We start from the raw sequence: 14,420 nt of genomic DNA, 5'->3' as shown, positions 1-14,420 counted from the left end.
TGAAGAAAGCCTTCCCCGATCCTCTTGAGAAAGCCCGATTCGCGCCGATTTCGATGGTTTGGCATGCCTGTTGCTTTGCCCTGACGACCAATTGGTTTTGCTCAGTCAAAGGAAAAGTAATGAACCGTCGCAATGTGTGCATGCTGGCCTTCGCCGCCGTGGCTGGAATCGCCATGGCTCCGCTTCCGCAGGCGCGGGCTGACGCCTTGAGCGACATCGGGACGCGGGGCACCATCCGCATCGCGGTGCCACAGGATTTCCCGCCCTTCGGCAGTGTCGGTGCCGACATGACGCCGCAAGGCTACGACATCGATATCGCCAATCTTATTGGCGAAAAGCTCGGCGCCAAGGTCGAGATCGTCCCGGTCACCAGCGCCAACCGCATTCCCTATCTTCAGACAAACAAGGTCGACCTGGTCATTTCCAGTCTCGGCAAGAATCCCGATCGCGAGAAGGTCATCGACTTTTCCGAAGCCTACGCCCCCTTCTACAATGGCGTGTTCGCTCCGGCGGATGTCGCGGTCGCGAAGGCAGAAGACCTCGCCGGCAAGACCGTCGGCGTCACCCGCGGCGCGATCGAAGATCTCGAACTGACCAAGGTCGTGCCCGCGAGCGTCGAGATCAAGCGCTACGAGGACAATAACGGCACTATTTCCGCTTTCCTTTCGGGCCAGGTCGAGGTGATCGCGACCGGGAATGTCGTCGCCGCCGCCATCCTCGAAAAGAACCCGCCCAAGCGGCCGGAGCTCAAATTCCTGATCAAGAATTCGCCTTGCTACATCGGCATGAACAAGGAAGAGCCGGCGTTGATGGCCAAGATCAACGGCATCATCGCCGCTGCCAGGTCCGATGGCGCCCTCAATGCAATTTCGCAAAAATGGCTGAAGGTCGACCTGCCGGCTGACCTGTGATCGCCGCTCGCCGCGTGTGGCTTAGAGCATTTTGCAGCCAAATGGAACCATTTGGCGTCCGCATAAATGCGGCAAAACAAGCAGTTAGAGCGAGTTACCGGTTCCAAGAGAACCGGAACCGCTCTAGGTCAGATAGCAAGCCATGACCTATCAGTTCGATTTCGGCTGGCTGATCGGTTCTCTGCCGGTGCTGCTGAAGGGCATCCGGATCACCGTGCAGCTCATCGTGATCGGCGCGGTGTTCGGCGTGGCCCTGGGCATTGCCTGCGCCTGGGTGCGGGCGCTGGGGCCGAAATGGCTAAAACCCGTCGTCGCGACCTATGTCGAGCTGATCCGCAACACGCCCTTCCTCATCCAGCTGTTCTTCATCTTCTTCGGGCTGCCGTCGCTTGGCATCAGGATGTCGGAACTGACCGCCGCCAATCTCGCCATGATCGTCAATCTCGGCGCCTACAGCTGCGAAATCATCCGCGCCGGCATCCAGGCCACGCCACGCGGCCAGTTCGAAGCCGGCGCGAGCCTGGCCATGACGCCGTTCCAGAGCTTCTGGTATGTGGTTCTGGTCCCGGCGCTGCAGCGCATCTGGCCTGCGCTGTCATCGCAGATCGTGATCGTCATGCTGGGTTCGGCCGTCGTTTCGCAGATTGCCGCCGAGGACCTGACCTTTGCAGCCAACTTTATCCAGTCGCGCAACTTCAGGGCCTTCGAAACCTACATCGTCTCGACCCTGATCTACCTGGCCCTCGCCATCCTGCTGCGCCAGCTGCTGGCCGGCCTGGGCTGGATGCTGTTTCCAAGGAAGGCGTCGCGATGAGACAGGCGCCATGACCGAGTTCAGCTTCTGGGACATCCTGCGCAGCCTGCTTCTGGCCGCCCGCTGGACCGTTGTCCTCTCGCTGGTTTCCTTCATCGGTGGCGGCATTGTCGGTGCGGCCCTGCTTTTCCTGCGCATCGGCGGCCGGCAGTGGCTGCGGCTGCTGTCACGCGGCTACATCCAGCTGTTCCAGGGCACCCCGCTCCTGATGCAGCTCTTTCTCGCTTTCTTCGGCCTTGGCCTGTTCGGCATCGACGTTCCCGCCTGGCTTGCCGCCTGTGTCGCGCTCATCCTGTGGACCGCCGCCTTCCTCGCCGAAATCTGGCGCGGCTGCGTCGAGAGCATCGCCAAGGGTCAATGGGAGGCGTCCGCCAGCCTCGGCATGGGTTATCTCCAGCAGATGCGCTACATCATCCTGCCGCAGGCGCTAAAAGTGGCGGTGCCGCCGACCGTCGGCTTCTCGGTGCAGGTGGTGAAGGGCACCGCGCTCACATCCATCATCGGCTTCGTCGAATTATCGAAGGCCGGTTCGATCGTCACCAACGCCACATTCCAGCCGTTCACCGTCTATGGACTGGTCGCGCTCATCTACTTCGCTTTGTGCTGGCCGCTGTCGAAATCGAGCCAGCTCCTGGAAAGGAAGCTCAATGTCGCTCATCGCAATCACTGAGGTGAAGAAGCGCTTCGGCGATAACGAGGTGCTGAAGGGGATTTCCATCGACATCGCGTCGGGCGAGGTCGTCGCCATCATCGGCAAGAGCGGCTCGGGCAAGTCGACGCTGCTGCGCTGCATCAACGGGCTGGAGACCATCGACGAAGGCTCGATCGTCGTCGCCGGCGCCCAGTTCCTGCCCGACGAGGTGCATCTCAAGGCGCTGCGCCTGAAGGTCGGCATGATTTTTCAGCAGTTCAATCTGTTCCCGCATCTCACCGCAGGCGGCAACGTCATGCTGTCGCAGATGGTGGTGAAGAAGACGCCGAAAAAGGACGCCGAATCGGTCGCGCGAAAAATGCTCGACCGAGTCGGTCTCGCCCACAAGTTCGACGCCTTGCCGGACGAATTGTCCGGCGGCCAGCAGCAGCGCGTGGCCATCGCCCGGGCGCTCGCCATGCAGCCCATCGCGCTGCTATGCGACGAAATCACCTCGGCGCTCGACCCCGAACTCGTTGCCGAAGTGCTGGCTGTCGTCAGGGAATTGGCCGCGGAAGGGATGACGCTGGTGATGGTCACCCACGAGATGCGCTTCGCCCGCGACGTCTGCTCGCGCGTCGTGTTCATGCATCAGGGCCGCGTCCACGAGATCGGCGCCCCCGAGGACGTCTTCGCCAATCCCAGGACGCCTGAACTCCGACAGTTTCTGGGCGTGCAATAAGCTATATTGATATTCAGCCGGCCTGCAAACGGCGGCTCCCTGCGCTTCCGGTACTCACGTACACGAAAGTACGCTCCGTTCCGGTTCTCGGAATCCACCATTTTCGGCTCGGCCTAACCTGAATCTCAACACACCTCACGCCGACGTGCGTCCACTTAGACGCACCAAGTACACGCTGGCAGAAGATCAGCTCTTGTTGGCGGCCAGCACCAGCACCGGTTTTTCCCTGTAAAGGTCTGGGAAGAGCGTCTTCAAATTCTCGATTTTGGGCAGGTCGTTGTAGACGATATAGGGGTAGGTCGGATTCAGCGTCAAAAAATCCTGGTGATAGTCCTCGGCCGGATAGAAGGTTTTCCCGGTCTCCAGCGTAGTCACGATCGGCTCTGGAAACACCTTGGCCTTGTCGAGCTGCGCGATATAGCTCTCGGCGATTTTCTTCTGTGCATCGTTTTCGGCAAAGATCGTCGAACGGTATTGGGGGCCGCGGTCCGGACCCTGGTAATTCAGCTGCGTCGGGTTGTGCGCGACCGAGAAATACACCCGCAGCAACTGGCCGTAAGTGACTTTGGACGGCTCGTAGGTGATCTCGACGGCTTCGGCGTGCCCGGTCCGACCGGTGCCGACCGTCTCGTAGACGGCGGTGTCCTTGTCGCCGCCGGAATAGCCGGACACGGCGCTGGTCACGCCCTTGACGTGCTGGAACACGCCTTGCACACCCCAGAAACAGCCTCCGGCGAAGATCGCCTTGGCGGTGTCGGCGGCAGGTTTTTCGTCCATCGCCGGCGGTGGGATCACCACCGCCTTCTCGGCCGAGATTGCCGGCGTCTGCCACAAGGCGGCGCCGGCCGCCGCGAGCATCAGCGCCGCAAGGGCGCCCCTGGCGACGTTCGTCAATCGTTTCGCGGCGGTTTTTTCAATGCCGGTCATCTCTGATCTCCCTGCATGAGTTTAAGACTATACGACAGATAGGTCCGTCGCGGTTTCACATTGCCGTGCGGCGCGTGCATCGGCCGCGCCCCGTTCCGGACGCGGCCTACTTGGCCGTCCCCATTTCGTTGCAGGTCTTGGTCGCCGCGTCCTTTTTCATCGCGTCGGTTTCCATGGCAGCCTTGTCCATGCAGTCCTTCATCTTTTCGGCCGCCATCGGATCCGCGGGCTTCATCGCGTCGGTCGCCGGCTTCATGGCGTCAGTCGCCATCGCACCGGCCGGCTTCATCGCATCTTCGGCGCGCGCAATGCCGCCGGCAAAAAGCGCCGTCGAGCAAAGCGCGAAGGCGAGCGCCGGCAAGGTCGGGCGGTTGGTCATGATGGTCTCCCAGGTTGGTGGCGCGCCGGAATGGCGATCACATCAGCTCTTCGCCGCGGCGTGGGCCTTCGTTACAGCCATCACCGCTTCGTGATCACTCCTTCCCCTCCCACAACGGGCCCACAACGGGCCCCTCCCACAACGGGGAAGCCAAACGTCGAACTTCGCAGCGGTTGCCTGCAACAAAAACGCCGCCCGGGGCGGCCGGACGGCGTTGAGATGCTGTGCGGACCCGCTCCGTTCGGGCGCGCCGCAGCTGTCGGCCTATTGCGTAAGCACTGTTTGCGAAGGCCGCTGATTGAAATCGCATTTGCCTGTCACGGTGTAGAAGAAGTCGGCGTTGGACACCGGAGCCGGTACGGGATTGCCGCCATCTTCCCAGGCCTGCTGGCTGGGTTGGCCGCACGGCACGGCGGTGAAGATGTCCACCAGTTTGCCGTTCGCGACTTCAACGCCGTCGATGTACAACCGGTTCGATGTGTTCGCGTCGTTCGACTTGAGCTTGGGTATTTGGGCCGACGGCACATCCATTTGCAGATACAGCACATCCATCAGGCTGACGTCGATCACCGCGCCGGCGCCGTTCGGGGGATACATGGTGTTGGTGCAGGTGGTCAGGTATTTCTTGTTGCCGCTCGTCTGTGTAATCGCGCCGGTAGGCAAATTGTTGAAGTTGGTCACCTGTTTGGTCGTGCATTTTTGTTCCTGGACCTTCGTGCTCGTCGCTCCATTGACCGTATACACTGTCGACGTGCCGTAGCCTTTCGGATCGCCAAAGTTGTTGTAGACATAGCTGATCTTCATCAATGGGTTGAGCGCCGTCTCGCCGAATTTCGTGCCGTAGAGCGTCATCGTCTTGTTCCAATAGCCCGACACCTTGTCGACCTTGAACGTGGTCTGCACCAGCGCCGGCCGCTTGCGCACCGCCGACGCGACGCCGATCTGCACCGTGTCGACGTGGGCGATCTGCATGAAGTTCGTCGGCATGGCAAAGCTGGCCGAAGCATTGATGCTGGCGGTGCCGTCGGCGGCGACGACGAAGCTGTCGAGCTTGGCGGTGCCTTGCCCGCTATTAGCCGTAAACGACTCCTGCAGCTTCACCTGACGGTCCGCCAGTGACGTGCTGGTTGGCAGCGTCGTGATCGACAGGGTCGCGGCGTCGAGCGCATTCTGCATCGATCCCTTGGTCGCAACGGCTGAGTTGTAGTCGATTGAAAAGCCCAGAGCGGCCATCATGGGGATCAGCATGATGGCGAGTATCGGCGCTAAGGAGCCGCTCTCGGAACGGAGAAAATGGCTTCCAGAATGTGGCATTGCTTGGCCCCCCAAACGGTGACAGGTCGTTGCCTGTCACGCAGGGCGCAAACTATGCTCTAATCTGATGGATCAAAGTTTAACGACGCTATGTCCGCCGGCAGCGCAAACCTGACGTGATTGCTCTGGGCGCGGCGCCCGGCCGCTTGCCCGGGCAAGCTGCCCCTGCTAAAGCCGCCCCATCATGACCACGCCGATCAAGAACATCCGCAATTTCTCCATCGTCGCCCATATCGACCATGGCAAATCCACACTTGCCGACCGGCTGATCCAACTGACCGGCGGGCTGGAGCTGCGCGACATGAAGGAGCAGGTGCTGGACTCGATGGACATCGAGCGCGAGCGCGGCATCACCATCAAGGCGCAGACCGTGCGGCTGAAATACCGCGCCAACAATGGCGAGGACTATATCCTCAATTTGATCGACACGCCCGGCCATGTCGACTTCGCCTACGAAGTGTCGCGTTCGCTCGCCGCCTGCGAGGGGTCGCTGCTGGTCGTCGACGCCTCGCAGGGCGTCGAGGCGCAGACGCTGGCCAATGTCTACCAGGCCATCGACAACAACCACGAGATCGTCGTTGTTTTGAACAAGGTCGACCTGCCGGCCGCCGAGCCCGAGCGCATCCGCGAGCAGGTCGAGGAGGTGATCGGTATCGACGCCTCCAACGCCGTGCTGATCTCGGCCAAGACCGGGCTTGGCATTCCGGACGTGCTGGAGGCGATCGTCAATGATTTGCCGCCACCGCGCGAGGGCGACATAACGGCCCCGCTCAAGGCGATGCTGGTCGACAGCTGGTACGACGCCTATCTCGGCGTCATCGTGCTGGTCCGCATCATCGACGGCGTGCTGAAGAAGGGCCAGACCATCCGCATGATGGGCACCGGCGCCAAGTACCTGGTCGAGCGCACCGGCGTCTTCACCCCTGCCCGCATCAATGTTGACGAGCTCGGCCCCGGCGAGTTCGGCTTCTTCACCGGCTCGATCAAGGAAGTCGCTGACACCCGGGTCGGCGACACCATCACCGAGGACAAGCGCCAGACCGCGCAGGCGCTTCCCGGCTTCAAGCCGGCGCAGCCGGTGGTGTTCTGCGGGCTGTTCCCGGTCGACGCCGCCGATTTCGAGGATCTGCGCGCCGCGGTCGGCAAACTGCGCCTCAACGACGCTTCTTTCTCTTATGAGATGGAAACCAGTGCCGCGCTCGGCTTCGGCTATCGCTGCGGCTTCCTTGGCCTGTTACATCTGGAAATCATCCAGGAGCGGCTGGAGCGCGAGTTCAACCTCGACCTAATCGCCACAGCACCTTCGGTCGTCTACCGCTTGGCTCTCAATGACGGCACGGTCAAGGAACTGCACAACCCGGCCGACATGCCCGACGTGGTCAAGATCCAGGCCATCGAGGAGCCATGGATCCGCGCCACCATCCTGACGCCGGACGAGTATCTCGGCGGCATCCTGAAACTATGCCAGGACAGGCGCGGCATCCAGGCCGACCTGTCCTATGTCGGCAAGCGCGCCATGCTGACCTACGATCTGCCGCTCAACGAAGTGGTCTTCGATTTTTACGACCGGCTGAAATCGATCTCCAAGGGCTACGCCTCCTTCGACTATCACCTCACCGACTACCGCGAGGGCGATTTGGTGAAAATGTCGATTCTGGTCAATGAGGAGCCGGTCGACGCGCTGTCGATGCTGGTCCACCGCACGGCGGCGGAAAAGCGCGGCCGGCAGGTGTGCGAAAAGCTGAAGGAGCTGATCCCGCACCACCTGTTCAAGATCCCGATCCAGGCCGCCATCGGCGGCAAGGTCATCGCCCGCGAAACGATCTCGGCGCTGCGCAAGGACGTTACGGCCAAGTGCTACGGCGGCGACGTCTCGCGCAAACGCAAGCTGCTCGACAAGCAGAAAGAGGGCAAGAAGCGGATGCGCCAGTTCGGCAAAGTGGATATTCCGCAGGAGGCGTTTATCCAGGCGCTGAAGATGGGCGATTGAGATGGCGGTTGGCGCGCTGAGCGCGCCAAGACATCAATCCGGTGGATCGATGGCAGGCTTCGGAAACGGGGGAGCTGCCGGAGGCAGCGGGCTGCAGGGATGGGGAGGTTAGCCGACCCGTTTCGGAGGCTCCACAAAAAGATCCAAGGGCCCCAACGTGTCCTCTCGCATTTTGATGTTAGTCGGACGGACCCATTCGTCGGAAAGTAATTTACTGTGGCCCAGCCCGAACCATCCCGCCGGACGTAGATGGGCCTGCCCGTATCCATACTTAGCGCCATCATCGTTCCAAGATGTAGGACAGTGGGCGCATCCCACACAGCGCCATGCAGAATGAAGCCATTGGGCAGCCTCTCAATCCTCCTCACGACTAGCGGCAAGAAGCCTTCCTCCTGCAGTTTGGTTTTACGCAGAGTAAGTTTCGGTTTGCCGGAACGACCAAACGGCGAACACTTGAGCCGCTTATTGGTGCAGGGATGCAGTGTCCAAGGTGGACCGAGACATTCAAAAAAAAGTTCCTCCACCTCTTGGCCCAGGAATATAGTAGACTGCAGCCCTGCAAACGGGACAGGTAGACTAGGGTCCTTGGTGCTATCGACTCTCGCCGCTTTCCGCCGCACTCTCTTCCGATGGCCGCGCCGCTCGAAATCCGCAACAGCGTTTCGGGAAAAATCTTCCCGGCCATCGGGCCGTTGATCATCGGCGCGATGTTCGGCTTCGGCGCGCTGCGCGGGCTGGCTTCGGGCGTGGATGGCGTGCTGGTGATCGCGCTGCTTTCGCTCGGCTGCCTGGCGCTTGGCTTCTTCATCGCGCGCGGCGCCTTCGACACCTCGGTGAAAGTCGTACTCGACGACAACGGTTTTCGCGACCGCCGCGCCGGCGACGTGCTGGTGCCCTGGGGCAATGTGCTGAGCGTGCGCCTCGCCTCCGGCGGCAAGGGTGCGGCGATGCTCAATTTCGAGCTGACCGGGGAGCCGCCCGACGAGATCAAATACGCACCGGCCAATGCGCTCAGCCGGATGCTGCCCTTTGGCAAGAACATCGTGCATATGGAAATCTCCTCGCTCGACGTCCAGGGGCAGGACATGATCGCGGCGATCAGGCGGCTGGCGCCGCATGTGGCGGTGGAGGGTTGACGCGCCTTTATCTCCCCCTTCAGGGGAAGACGTCGCTGCCTCGCGTGAAGCGCGACTCATCTTTTCGTTACAGATGTGCCGAGCCCGGTCGGACCAACCCCTCTGGCCTGCCGGCCATCTCCCCCTCGAGGACGGAGCCTACTCGCTCAGCCGCCCGCGCCAGGCAAAGATTGCCGCCCGCCCCCTTCCACCCCTCCGCGCAACATGCCATGTTCACCCTCGCGGCCGGGCAGGCCGTTTAATTCCGGGGGGATCATTCATGTTGGCCTACACTTCCGCGCGGCGCATCGCCGTCGCGTTTTTTCTTGCCGCCTTTTTTGCGCCCGCCGCCCATGCCGGCGACGTCACTTTCGAGATCAGGAACGGCCATCCCAACGCCATGCGCGTCGAGCTCTACAGCCAGGACCGCGACCATATCTGGCCGGGCAACAATCAGGATTATTATCTCGACGATGGCGAGATCAAGTCGATCCCGCTGTCCTGCAACGATGGCGAATCGATCTGCTACGGCGCCTGGGTCGACGGCGACGAGGGCACCTATTGGGGCGTCGGCCCCGGCAACAAGGAACAATGCGACGATTGCTGCTACACCTGCAGCGGCGGCGAGACCGAGGAGATTGACTTGGTGCCGTGAGCTGCCGGCGTAGGATCAGCACTGGGAATTGGGCGCCGAGCGGCGAAGCTGCCGATATCCCTCCTCGAGGGGGAGATAGCCGGCAGGCCAGAGGAGGTTGGTCCGACCGGGCTCGCCCTGTTGCAGCAGATGGAGGTTGGCGCTCCATGCGAGGCCCTGTCGCCTTCGGCGACATCTTCCCCTCAAGGGGGAGATTAGGCACTTGGCCCAGCGCTCGCGGCTTTATCGGCCGGCCGGTATCGGCTAAGGGCGGGGAACAAAATCTCCGGACCGCCAATGACCTCCAAATCAAAACCCCTGTTCCTCGGTATCGACACCGGCGGCACCTACACCGATGCCGTGCTGTGGTCGGAAGCCGGCGGGCCAAGCGGCAAAGTCCTGGCCAAGGCCAAGGCGCTGACCACGCGGCACGACCTCGCCGTCGGCATATCCGGCGCGGTCGGTGCGGTGCTGCAGAAAGCCGCCACCGACCCTGCAGCGATAAAACTGGTGTCGATGTCGACGACGCTTGCCACCAACGCGCTGGTCGAGGGCCAAGGCGGCCGCGTGGCGCTGGTGATGATCGGCTTTTCCGAGGGCGATCTGGCCCGCGACGGGCTGAAGGCGGCGCTCGGAACCGATCCCGTCGTGTTCTGCCCCGGTGGCCACGATGTCCACGGCAATGCGGCCAAGCTCGACCTGTCCGGGCTGGAGGCGGCGCTGCCGGAACTCGGCGCCTCGGTGTCCGGCTTTGCCGTCTGCGCCTATTTCGCCACCCGCAATCCGGCGCATGAGCTCGCCGCTCGCGACCTCATCCGCGAAAAAACCGGCCTGCCGGTCACCGCCAGCCACGAGCTGTCGGCCAAGCTCGGCGGCCCGCGCCGGGCGCTCACCACGCTGCTCAACGCCCGGCTGATCTCGATGATCGACCGGCTGGTCGCGGCGACCGAAGGGTTTTTGGCCGCGCGCGGCATCGCCGCCCCGCTGATGGTGGTGCGCGGCGACGGCGCCCTGGTCTCTGCCGCTTTTGCCCGCCAGCGGCCGATCGAGACGATTCTTTCAGGCCCGGCCGCCAGCCTTGTCGGCGCCCGCCACATGACCGGCCTCGACAATGCTGTCGTTTCGGACATCGGCGGCACCACTACCGACGTCGCGGTGCTCGACGGGGGCCGTCCCAGGCTCGATCCGGAAGGCGCCACCGTCGGCGGCTTCCGCACCATGGTCGAGGCGGTCGCCATGCGCACTTTTGGGCTCGGCGGCGATTCCGAAGTGGCGCTGGAGGACGGCGTGCTCAGCCCAAAAGTCCTGCTCGGGCCGCGCCGCCTGGTGCCGCTGGCGCTGGCCGGCATGGTGCATGGCGAAGCCGTCACCTTAGAATTGGAGCGCCAACTGCGGGCGCCGAACCTCGGCCGCATGGATGGCCGCTTCGCCGTGCGCACCGGCGTGCCGGAGCGGCTCGCCGCCGGCCTCACCGCTCCGGAAGCGAGGCTGTACGAGGCGATCGGCAGCGTGCCGCTCGCCCTCGACAGGCTGCTCACCTCGAACGCCCAGAACGCCACCTTGAACCGGCTGGTGTCGCGCGGCCTGGTGCATATTTCGGGCTTCACGCCGTCGGATGCCGCCCATGTGCTGGGCAAGCAGGCCAATTGGGATGCGGCAACGGCCCGTCTCGGCGCCGAACTGTTCGCCCGCAAGCGCGACGGGCGCGGCCAGTTCATCGCCGCCACGCCGGAAGCGATCGCCGAACGGGTGCTGGTGACGCTGACGCGCTGGTCGGCCGAAGTCATCCTCGAAACCGCCTTTGCCGAAGACGGGCTGGATGGCGCCGCGACCGTGGCGCATGCGCTGGTGCAGCGCGCCGTCGACGCGCATCCCGGCATCGCACGGCTCAGCGTCGCGCTCGACCGCCCGGTGATCGGCCTCGGCGCCTCGGCGCCGCTGCACTATGCCGGCCTGGCCGAGCTGGTCGGCAATGGCTGCGTAGTGCCTGAGGATACCGACGTCGCCAACGCGCTCGGCGCCGTCGTCGGTCAGGTCAGGGTCTCGGCGGAGGCGCGGGTCAGCCAGCCCAAGGAGGGGCTGTTTCGCGTCGCGTCAGGCGAAACCGTGCGCGATTTTGTCGACGAGGCGGCGGCGATCGCCGCGGCGGAGACCGATGTGCGGGCGATAGCCGCCGGGCGGGCCAGGGACGCCGGCACCGACAGTGCAGAAATCGAGGTCGCGACCGAGTTCCGCGTCTCCACCATCGAGGGTCAGCGCATGTTCATCGAGGCGCATGTGGTGGCGGTGGCGTCCGGCAGGCCAAGGATTGCGGTGTAGGCCCCCTTCTCCCCGTTCACGGGGAGAAGGTCCCGGCAGGGGGATGAGGGGCAGCGCTAACGAATAGGAGTGATGGTATACGAGATCATGTGCCGTGATCTCGGAACGTCGCGCCCGCCCCTCATCTGGCTGCCGCCATCTTCTCCCCGTAAACGGGGAGAAGGACGCTCTCATCAACCGCCAGCGTTGCATGGGCCCTCAGCGTCCGAGCCCTCGACGCCTAAAACAACCCCCTTCACCCTAAGCTGAATTGACCGTGCCACCCTGACATGCCAAAGGCCTAGCCTTTCGTCTGGAGAACCTCCGATGACCGATTGCGTCGAAATCGCCGGATTGCGGATTGCCCGCGAGTTCTATGATTTCGTCGTGAACGAGGCACTGCGGGGCACCGGCATTGCAGCCGACGCCTTCTGGACCGGCTTTGCTGCCATCGTGCACGATCTTTCGCCGAAGAACCGAGCGCTGCTCGAAAAGCGCGACGCGCTGCAGGACCAGATCGACCGCTGGTATCGCGACAATGGCGCGCCCAGCGACATGGAAGCCTACAAGGATTTCCTCAGGGAGATCGGCTATCTCGTGCCGGAAGGCCCGGCCTTCTCCGTCGCGACCGCAAATGTCGACCCGGAAATATCGGTCGTCGCCGGGCCGCAGCTGGTGGTGCCGGTGATGAACGCGCGTTATGCGCTGAACGCCGCCAATGCGCGCTGGGGCTCGCTCTATGACGCGCTCTACGGCACCGACGCCATTCCCGAGACGGACGGCGCCGAGAAGGGCGGGAAATTCAACCCGGTGCGTGGCGCCAAGGTGATCGCCTGGGCCAAGAATTTCCTCGATGAGGCGGTGCCGCTCACGACAGGCAAATGGGCTGGGGTGAATGGGCTTTCGTTCGCCAATGGTATGCTGCGGCTGGGCGAGGGCGCCGGTGTCACCACGCTCGCCGATCCAAGACAGTTCGTCGGTTATCGCGGCGATGCCACCGATCCCGAGGCCGTTCTGCTGGTCAAGAACGGCCTGCATATCGAAATCCTTGTCGACCGCGCCAATCAGATCGGCCGGACCGATGCAGCCGGCATCTCCGATGTCATCCTGGAATCGGCGCTGACCACCATTCAGGACTGCGAGGATTCGGTCGCAGCGGTCGATGCCGAGGACAAGGTCATCGTCTACCGCAACTGGCTCGGCCTGATGAAGGGCGACCTGGCGGAAGAGATCACCAAGGGCGGCAAGACGTTTACCCGAAAGCTCAATCCGGATCGCAGCTACACTTCGCGCGGCGGCGGTACGCTGACGCTGCCCGGCCGCTCGCTGATGCTGGTCAGGAATGTCGGCCACCTCATGACCAATCCGGCGATAACAGACCGCGACGGCAACGAGGTGCCGGAAGGCATCATGGATGCAGCGATGACGGCGCTGATCGCGCTGCACGATGTCGGGCCGAACGGCCGCCGGCAAAACTCGCGCGCCGGCTCGATGTACGTCGTAAAGCCCAAGATGCACGGGCCGGAGGAAGTCGCCTTCGCCGTCGAGATTTTTCGCCGCGTCGAGGCGCTGCTCGGCATGGCGGAAAACACCATCAAGATGGGCATCATGGACGAGGAGCGGCGCACCACCGTCAACCTCAAGGAGGCGATCCGCGCCGCGAAGGAGCGCGTCGTCTTCATCAACACCGGCTTCCTCGACCGCACCGGCGACGAGATCCACACCTCGATGGAAGCCGGCCCGATGATCCGCAAGGGCGACATGAAGCAGGCCGCCTGGATTGCCGCCTATGAAGCCTGGAACGTCGATACCGGGCTGGAATGTGGGCTGGCCGGCCACGCCCAGATCGGCAAAGGCATGTGGGCGATGCCCGATCTTATGGCGGCGATGCTGGCGGAAAAGATCGCCCACCCCAAGGCCGGCGCCAGCACCGCCTGGGTGCCGTCGCCGACGGCTGCGACGCTGCACGCCACCCATTATCACAAGGTCGATCTCCACGCCGTCCAAGTGGCGCTGAAGAGCCGGCCGAAGGCAAAGCTCGATGACATCCTGTCGGTGCCGGTCGCGGCGCGGCCGAACTGGTCTCAAGAAGAGATCCAGAAGGAGCTCGACAACAACGCGCAAGGCATTCTGGGCTATGTCGTTCGTTGGATCGACCAAGGCGTCGGCTGCTCGAAAGTGCCTGACATCAATGACGTTGGCCTGATGGAGGACCGCGCCACGCTGCGTATCTCCTCGCAGCATATCGCCAACTGGCTGCACCATGGCGTGTGCACCTCAGACCAAGTGATGGAGACGATGAAGCGCATGGCTGGCGTCGTCGACCGCCAGAACGCAGGCGATCCGCTCTACCGGCCGATGGCGCCCGACTTCGACAGTTCCATCGCCTTCCTCGCCGCCTGCGACCTTGTCTTCAAGGGCCGTGTCCAGCCTAACGGCTACACCGAGCCGGTGCTGCATGCACGGCGGCTGGAGCTGAAGGCGAAGGAAAGGGCTGGATAGCAGGCCGCCGTTGCAAAGGCGCAGTCTCACAATACGAGGCGCGAAATAGAAAATCGTCCGATGCCGCATGTTTGAGATGCGCCACTGACGGTTAACCTCATTTCGGATGTTTCCAGGTGGGGCAGAAATTGTGCGCCTATCCGTGCTCAGGCCGAATGCACGT

The 14,420-nt window shown here is 63.1% G+C and carries 12 protein-coding genes; 9 read left to right on the top strand and 3 right to left on the bottom strand.

From position 1 onward, the window contains the following. The first annotated feature begins 140 nt into the window (after positions 1 to 140). From EOA78_RS05090 to EOA78_RS05075, 4 genes are all read left to right on the top strand, one after another. Positions 141 to 911: a transporter substrate-binding domain-containing protein gene (locus tag EOA78_RS05090; protein WP_206533411.1), complete on the top strand. Its 771-nt coding sequence runs from the start codon at positions 141 to 143 to the stop codon at positions 909 to 911. A gap of 142 nt (positions 912 to 1,053) precedes the next feature. Then, the gene (locus tag EOA78_RS05085; RefSeq protein WP_127314159.1) at positions 1,054 to 1,725 is read left to right on the top strand and encodes an amino acid ABC transporter permease; all 672 of its coding nucleotides are present in this window, start codon (positions 1,054 to 1,056) and stop codon (positions 1,723 to 1,725) included. Positions 1,726 to 1,735: 10 nt separating this feature from the next. Beyond that, the gene (locus EOA78_RS05080; protein WP_127314158.1) at positions 1,736 to 2,395 is read left to right on the top strand and encodes an amino acid ABC transporter permease; all 660 of its coding nucleotides are present in this window, start codon (positions 1,736 to 1,738) and stop codon (positions 2,393 to 2,395) included. Continuing rightward, a complete protein-coding gene (locus EOA78_RS05075; RefSeq protein ID WP_127314157.1) occupies positions 2,373 to 3,098 on the top strand; it encodes an amino acid ABC transporter ATP-binding protein in 726 nt (241 codons plus the stop codon). Before EOA78_RS05080 ends, EOA78_RS05075 begins: the two co-directional genes overlap by 23 nt. 186 nt (positions 3,099 to 3,284) lie before the next feature. Here the strand turns inward: EOA78_RS05075 and msrA are convergent, their stop codons facing one another. The 3 genes from msrA to EOA78_RS05060 all read right to left on the bottom strand — a co-directional run bounded on the left by msrA (position 3,285) and on the right by EOA78_RS05060 (position 5,718). Further along, positions 3,285 to 4,025, bottom strand: coding sequence for a peptide-methionine (S)-S-oxide reductase MsrA (gene msrA / locus EOA78_RS05070; protein ID WP_127314156.1), 741 nt, complete (start codon positions 4,023 to 4,025; stop codon positions 3,285 to 3,287). A 106-nt stretch (positions 4,026 to 4,131) separates the two neighbouring features. Then, positions 4,132 to 4,404 carry a hypothetical protein gene (locus EOA78_RS05065; RefSeq protein WP_127314155.1) on the bottom strand — a complete coding sequence of 91 codons (273 nt, stop codon included), beginning with the start codon at positions 4,402 to 4,404 and terminating at the stop codon, positions 4,132 to 4,134. A gap of 264 nt (positions 4,405 to 4,668) precedes the next feature. Beyond that, positions 4,669 to 5,718: a TadE/TadG family type IV pilus assembly protein gene (locus EOA78_RS05060; protein ID WP_127314154.1), complete on the bottom strand. Its 1,050-nt coding sequence runs from the start codon at positions 5,716 to 5,718 to the stop codon at positions 4,669 to 4,671. Between the two features lie 184 nt (positions 5,719 to 5,902). On the opposite strand from EOA78_RS05060, the gene lepA reads away from it, so the two are divergent. The 5 genes from lepA (at position 5,903) to EOA78_RS05035 (ending at position 14,257) form a co-directional block, all read left to right on the top strand. Continuing rightward, a complete protein-coding gene (gene lepA / locus EOA78_RS05055; RefSeq protein WP_127314153.1) occupies positions 5,903 to 7,708 on the top strand; it encodes a translation elongation factor 4 in 1,806 nt (601 codons plus the stop codon). A 629-nt stretch (positions 7,709 to 8,337) separates the two neighbouring features. Continuing rightward, a complete protein-coding gene (locus EOA78_RS05050) occupies positions 8,338 to 8,844 on the top strand; it encodes a hypothetical protein (protein WP_127314152.1) in 507 nt (168 codons plus the stop codon). 262 nt (positions 8,845 to 9,106) lie between these two features. Next, positions 9,107 to 9,478, top strand: a complete 372-nt coding sequence (locus tag EOA78_RS05045; RefSeq protein ID WP_127314197.1) for a hypothetical protein — start codon at positions 9,107 to 9,109, stop codon at positions 9,476 to 9,478. A 276-nt stretch (positions 9,479 to 9,754) separates the two neighbouring features. Next, on the top strand, positions 9,755 to 11,776 hold the full coding sequence (locus tag EOA78_RS05040; RefSeq protein WP_127314151.1) for a hydantoinase/oxoprolinase family protein: 2,022 nt from the start codon (positions 9,755 to 9,757) through the stop codon (positions 11,774 to 11,776). Between the two features lie 306 nt (positions 11,777 to 12,082). Further along, positions 12,083 to 14,257 (top strand): malate synthase G, encoded by a 2,175-nt coding sequence (locus EOA78_RS05035; RefSeq protein ID WP_127314150.1) that lies wholly within the window; start codon positions 12,083 to 12,085, stop codon positions 14,255 to 14,257. Positions 14,258 to 14,420 lie beyond the last annotated feature (163 nt).

This window comes from Mesorhizobium sp. M5C.F.Cr.IN.023.01.1.1, from assembly GCF_003997585.1.
GTDB classification, from domain to species: domain Bacteria; phylum Pseudomonadota; class Alphaproteobacteria; order Rhizobiales; family Rhizobiaceae; genus Mesorhizobium; species Mesorhizobium wenxiniae.
Note: the sequence above shows the minus strand (reverse complement) of the source record. Positions and strands in the feature narration are given on the sequence as shown.

Bases quoted from the DNA above. Each gene is read 5' to 3' on its own strand.
- EOA78_RS05090 (WP_206533411.1), top strand. From the start codon at position 141: ATGCTGGCCTTCGCCGCCGTGGCTGGAATCGCCATGGCTCCGCTTCCG.
- EOA78_RS05085 (WP_127314159.1), top strand. From the start codon at position 1,054: ATGACCTATCAGTTCGATTTCGGCTGGCTGATCGGTTCTCTGCCGGTG.
- EOA78_RS05080 (WP_127314158.1), top strand. From the start codon at position 1,736: ATGACCGAGTTCAGCTTCTGGGACATCCTGCGCAGCCTGCTTCTGGCC.
- EOA78_RS05075 (WP_127314157.1), top strand. From the start codon at position 2,373: ATGTCGCTCATCGCAATCACTGAGGTGAAGAAGCGCTTCGGCGATAAC.
- msrA (WP_127314156.1), bottom strand. From the start codon at position 4,025: ATGACCGGCATTGAAAAAACCGCCGCGAAACGATTGACGAACGTCGCC.
- EOA78_RS05065 (WP_127314155.1), bottom strand. From the start codon at position 4,404: ATGACCAACCGCCCGACCTTGCCGGCGCTCGCCTTCGCGCTTTGCTCG.
- EOA78_RS05060 (WP_127314154.1), bottom strand. From the start codon at position 5,718: ATGCCACATTCTGGAAGCCATTTTCTCCGTTCCGAGAGCGGCTCCTTA.
- lepA (WP_127314153.1), top strand. From the start codon at position 5,903: ATGACCACGCCGATCAAGAACATCCGCAATTTCTCCATCGTCGCCCAT.
- EOA78_RS05050 (WP_127314152.1), top strand. From the start codon at position 8,338: ATGGCCGCGCCGCTCGAAATCCGCAACAGCGTTTCGGGAAAAATCTTC.
- EOA78_RS05040 (WP_127314151.1), top strand. From the start codon at position 9,755: ATGACCTCCAAATCAAAACCCCTGTTCCTCGGTATCGACACCGGCGGC.
- EOA78_RS05035 (WP_127314150.1), top strand. From the start codon at position 12,083: ATGACCGATTGCGTCGAAATCGCCGGATTGCGGATTGCCCGCGAGTTC.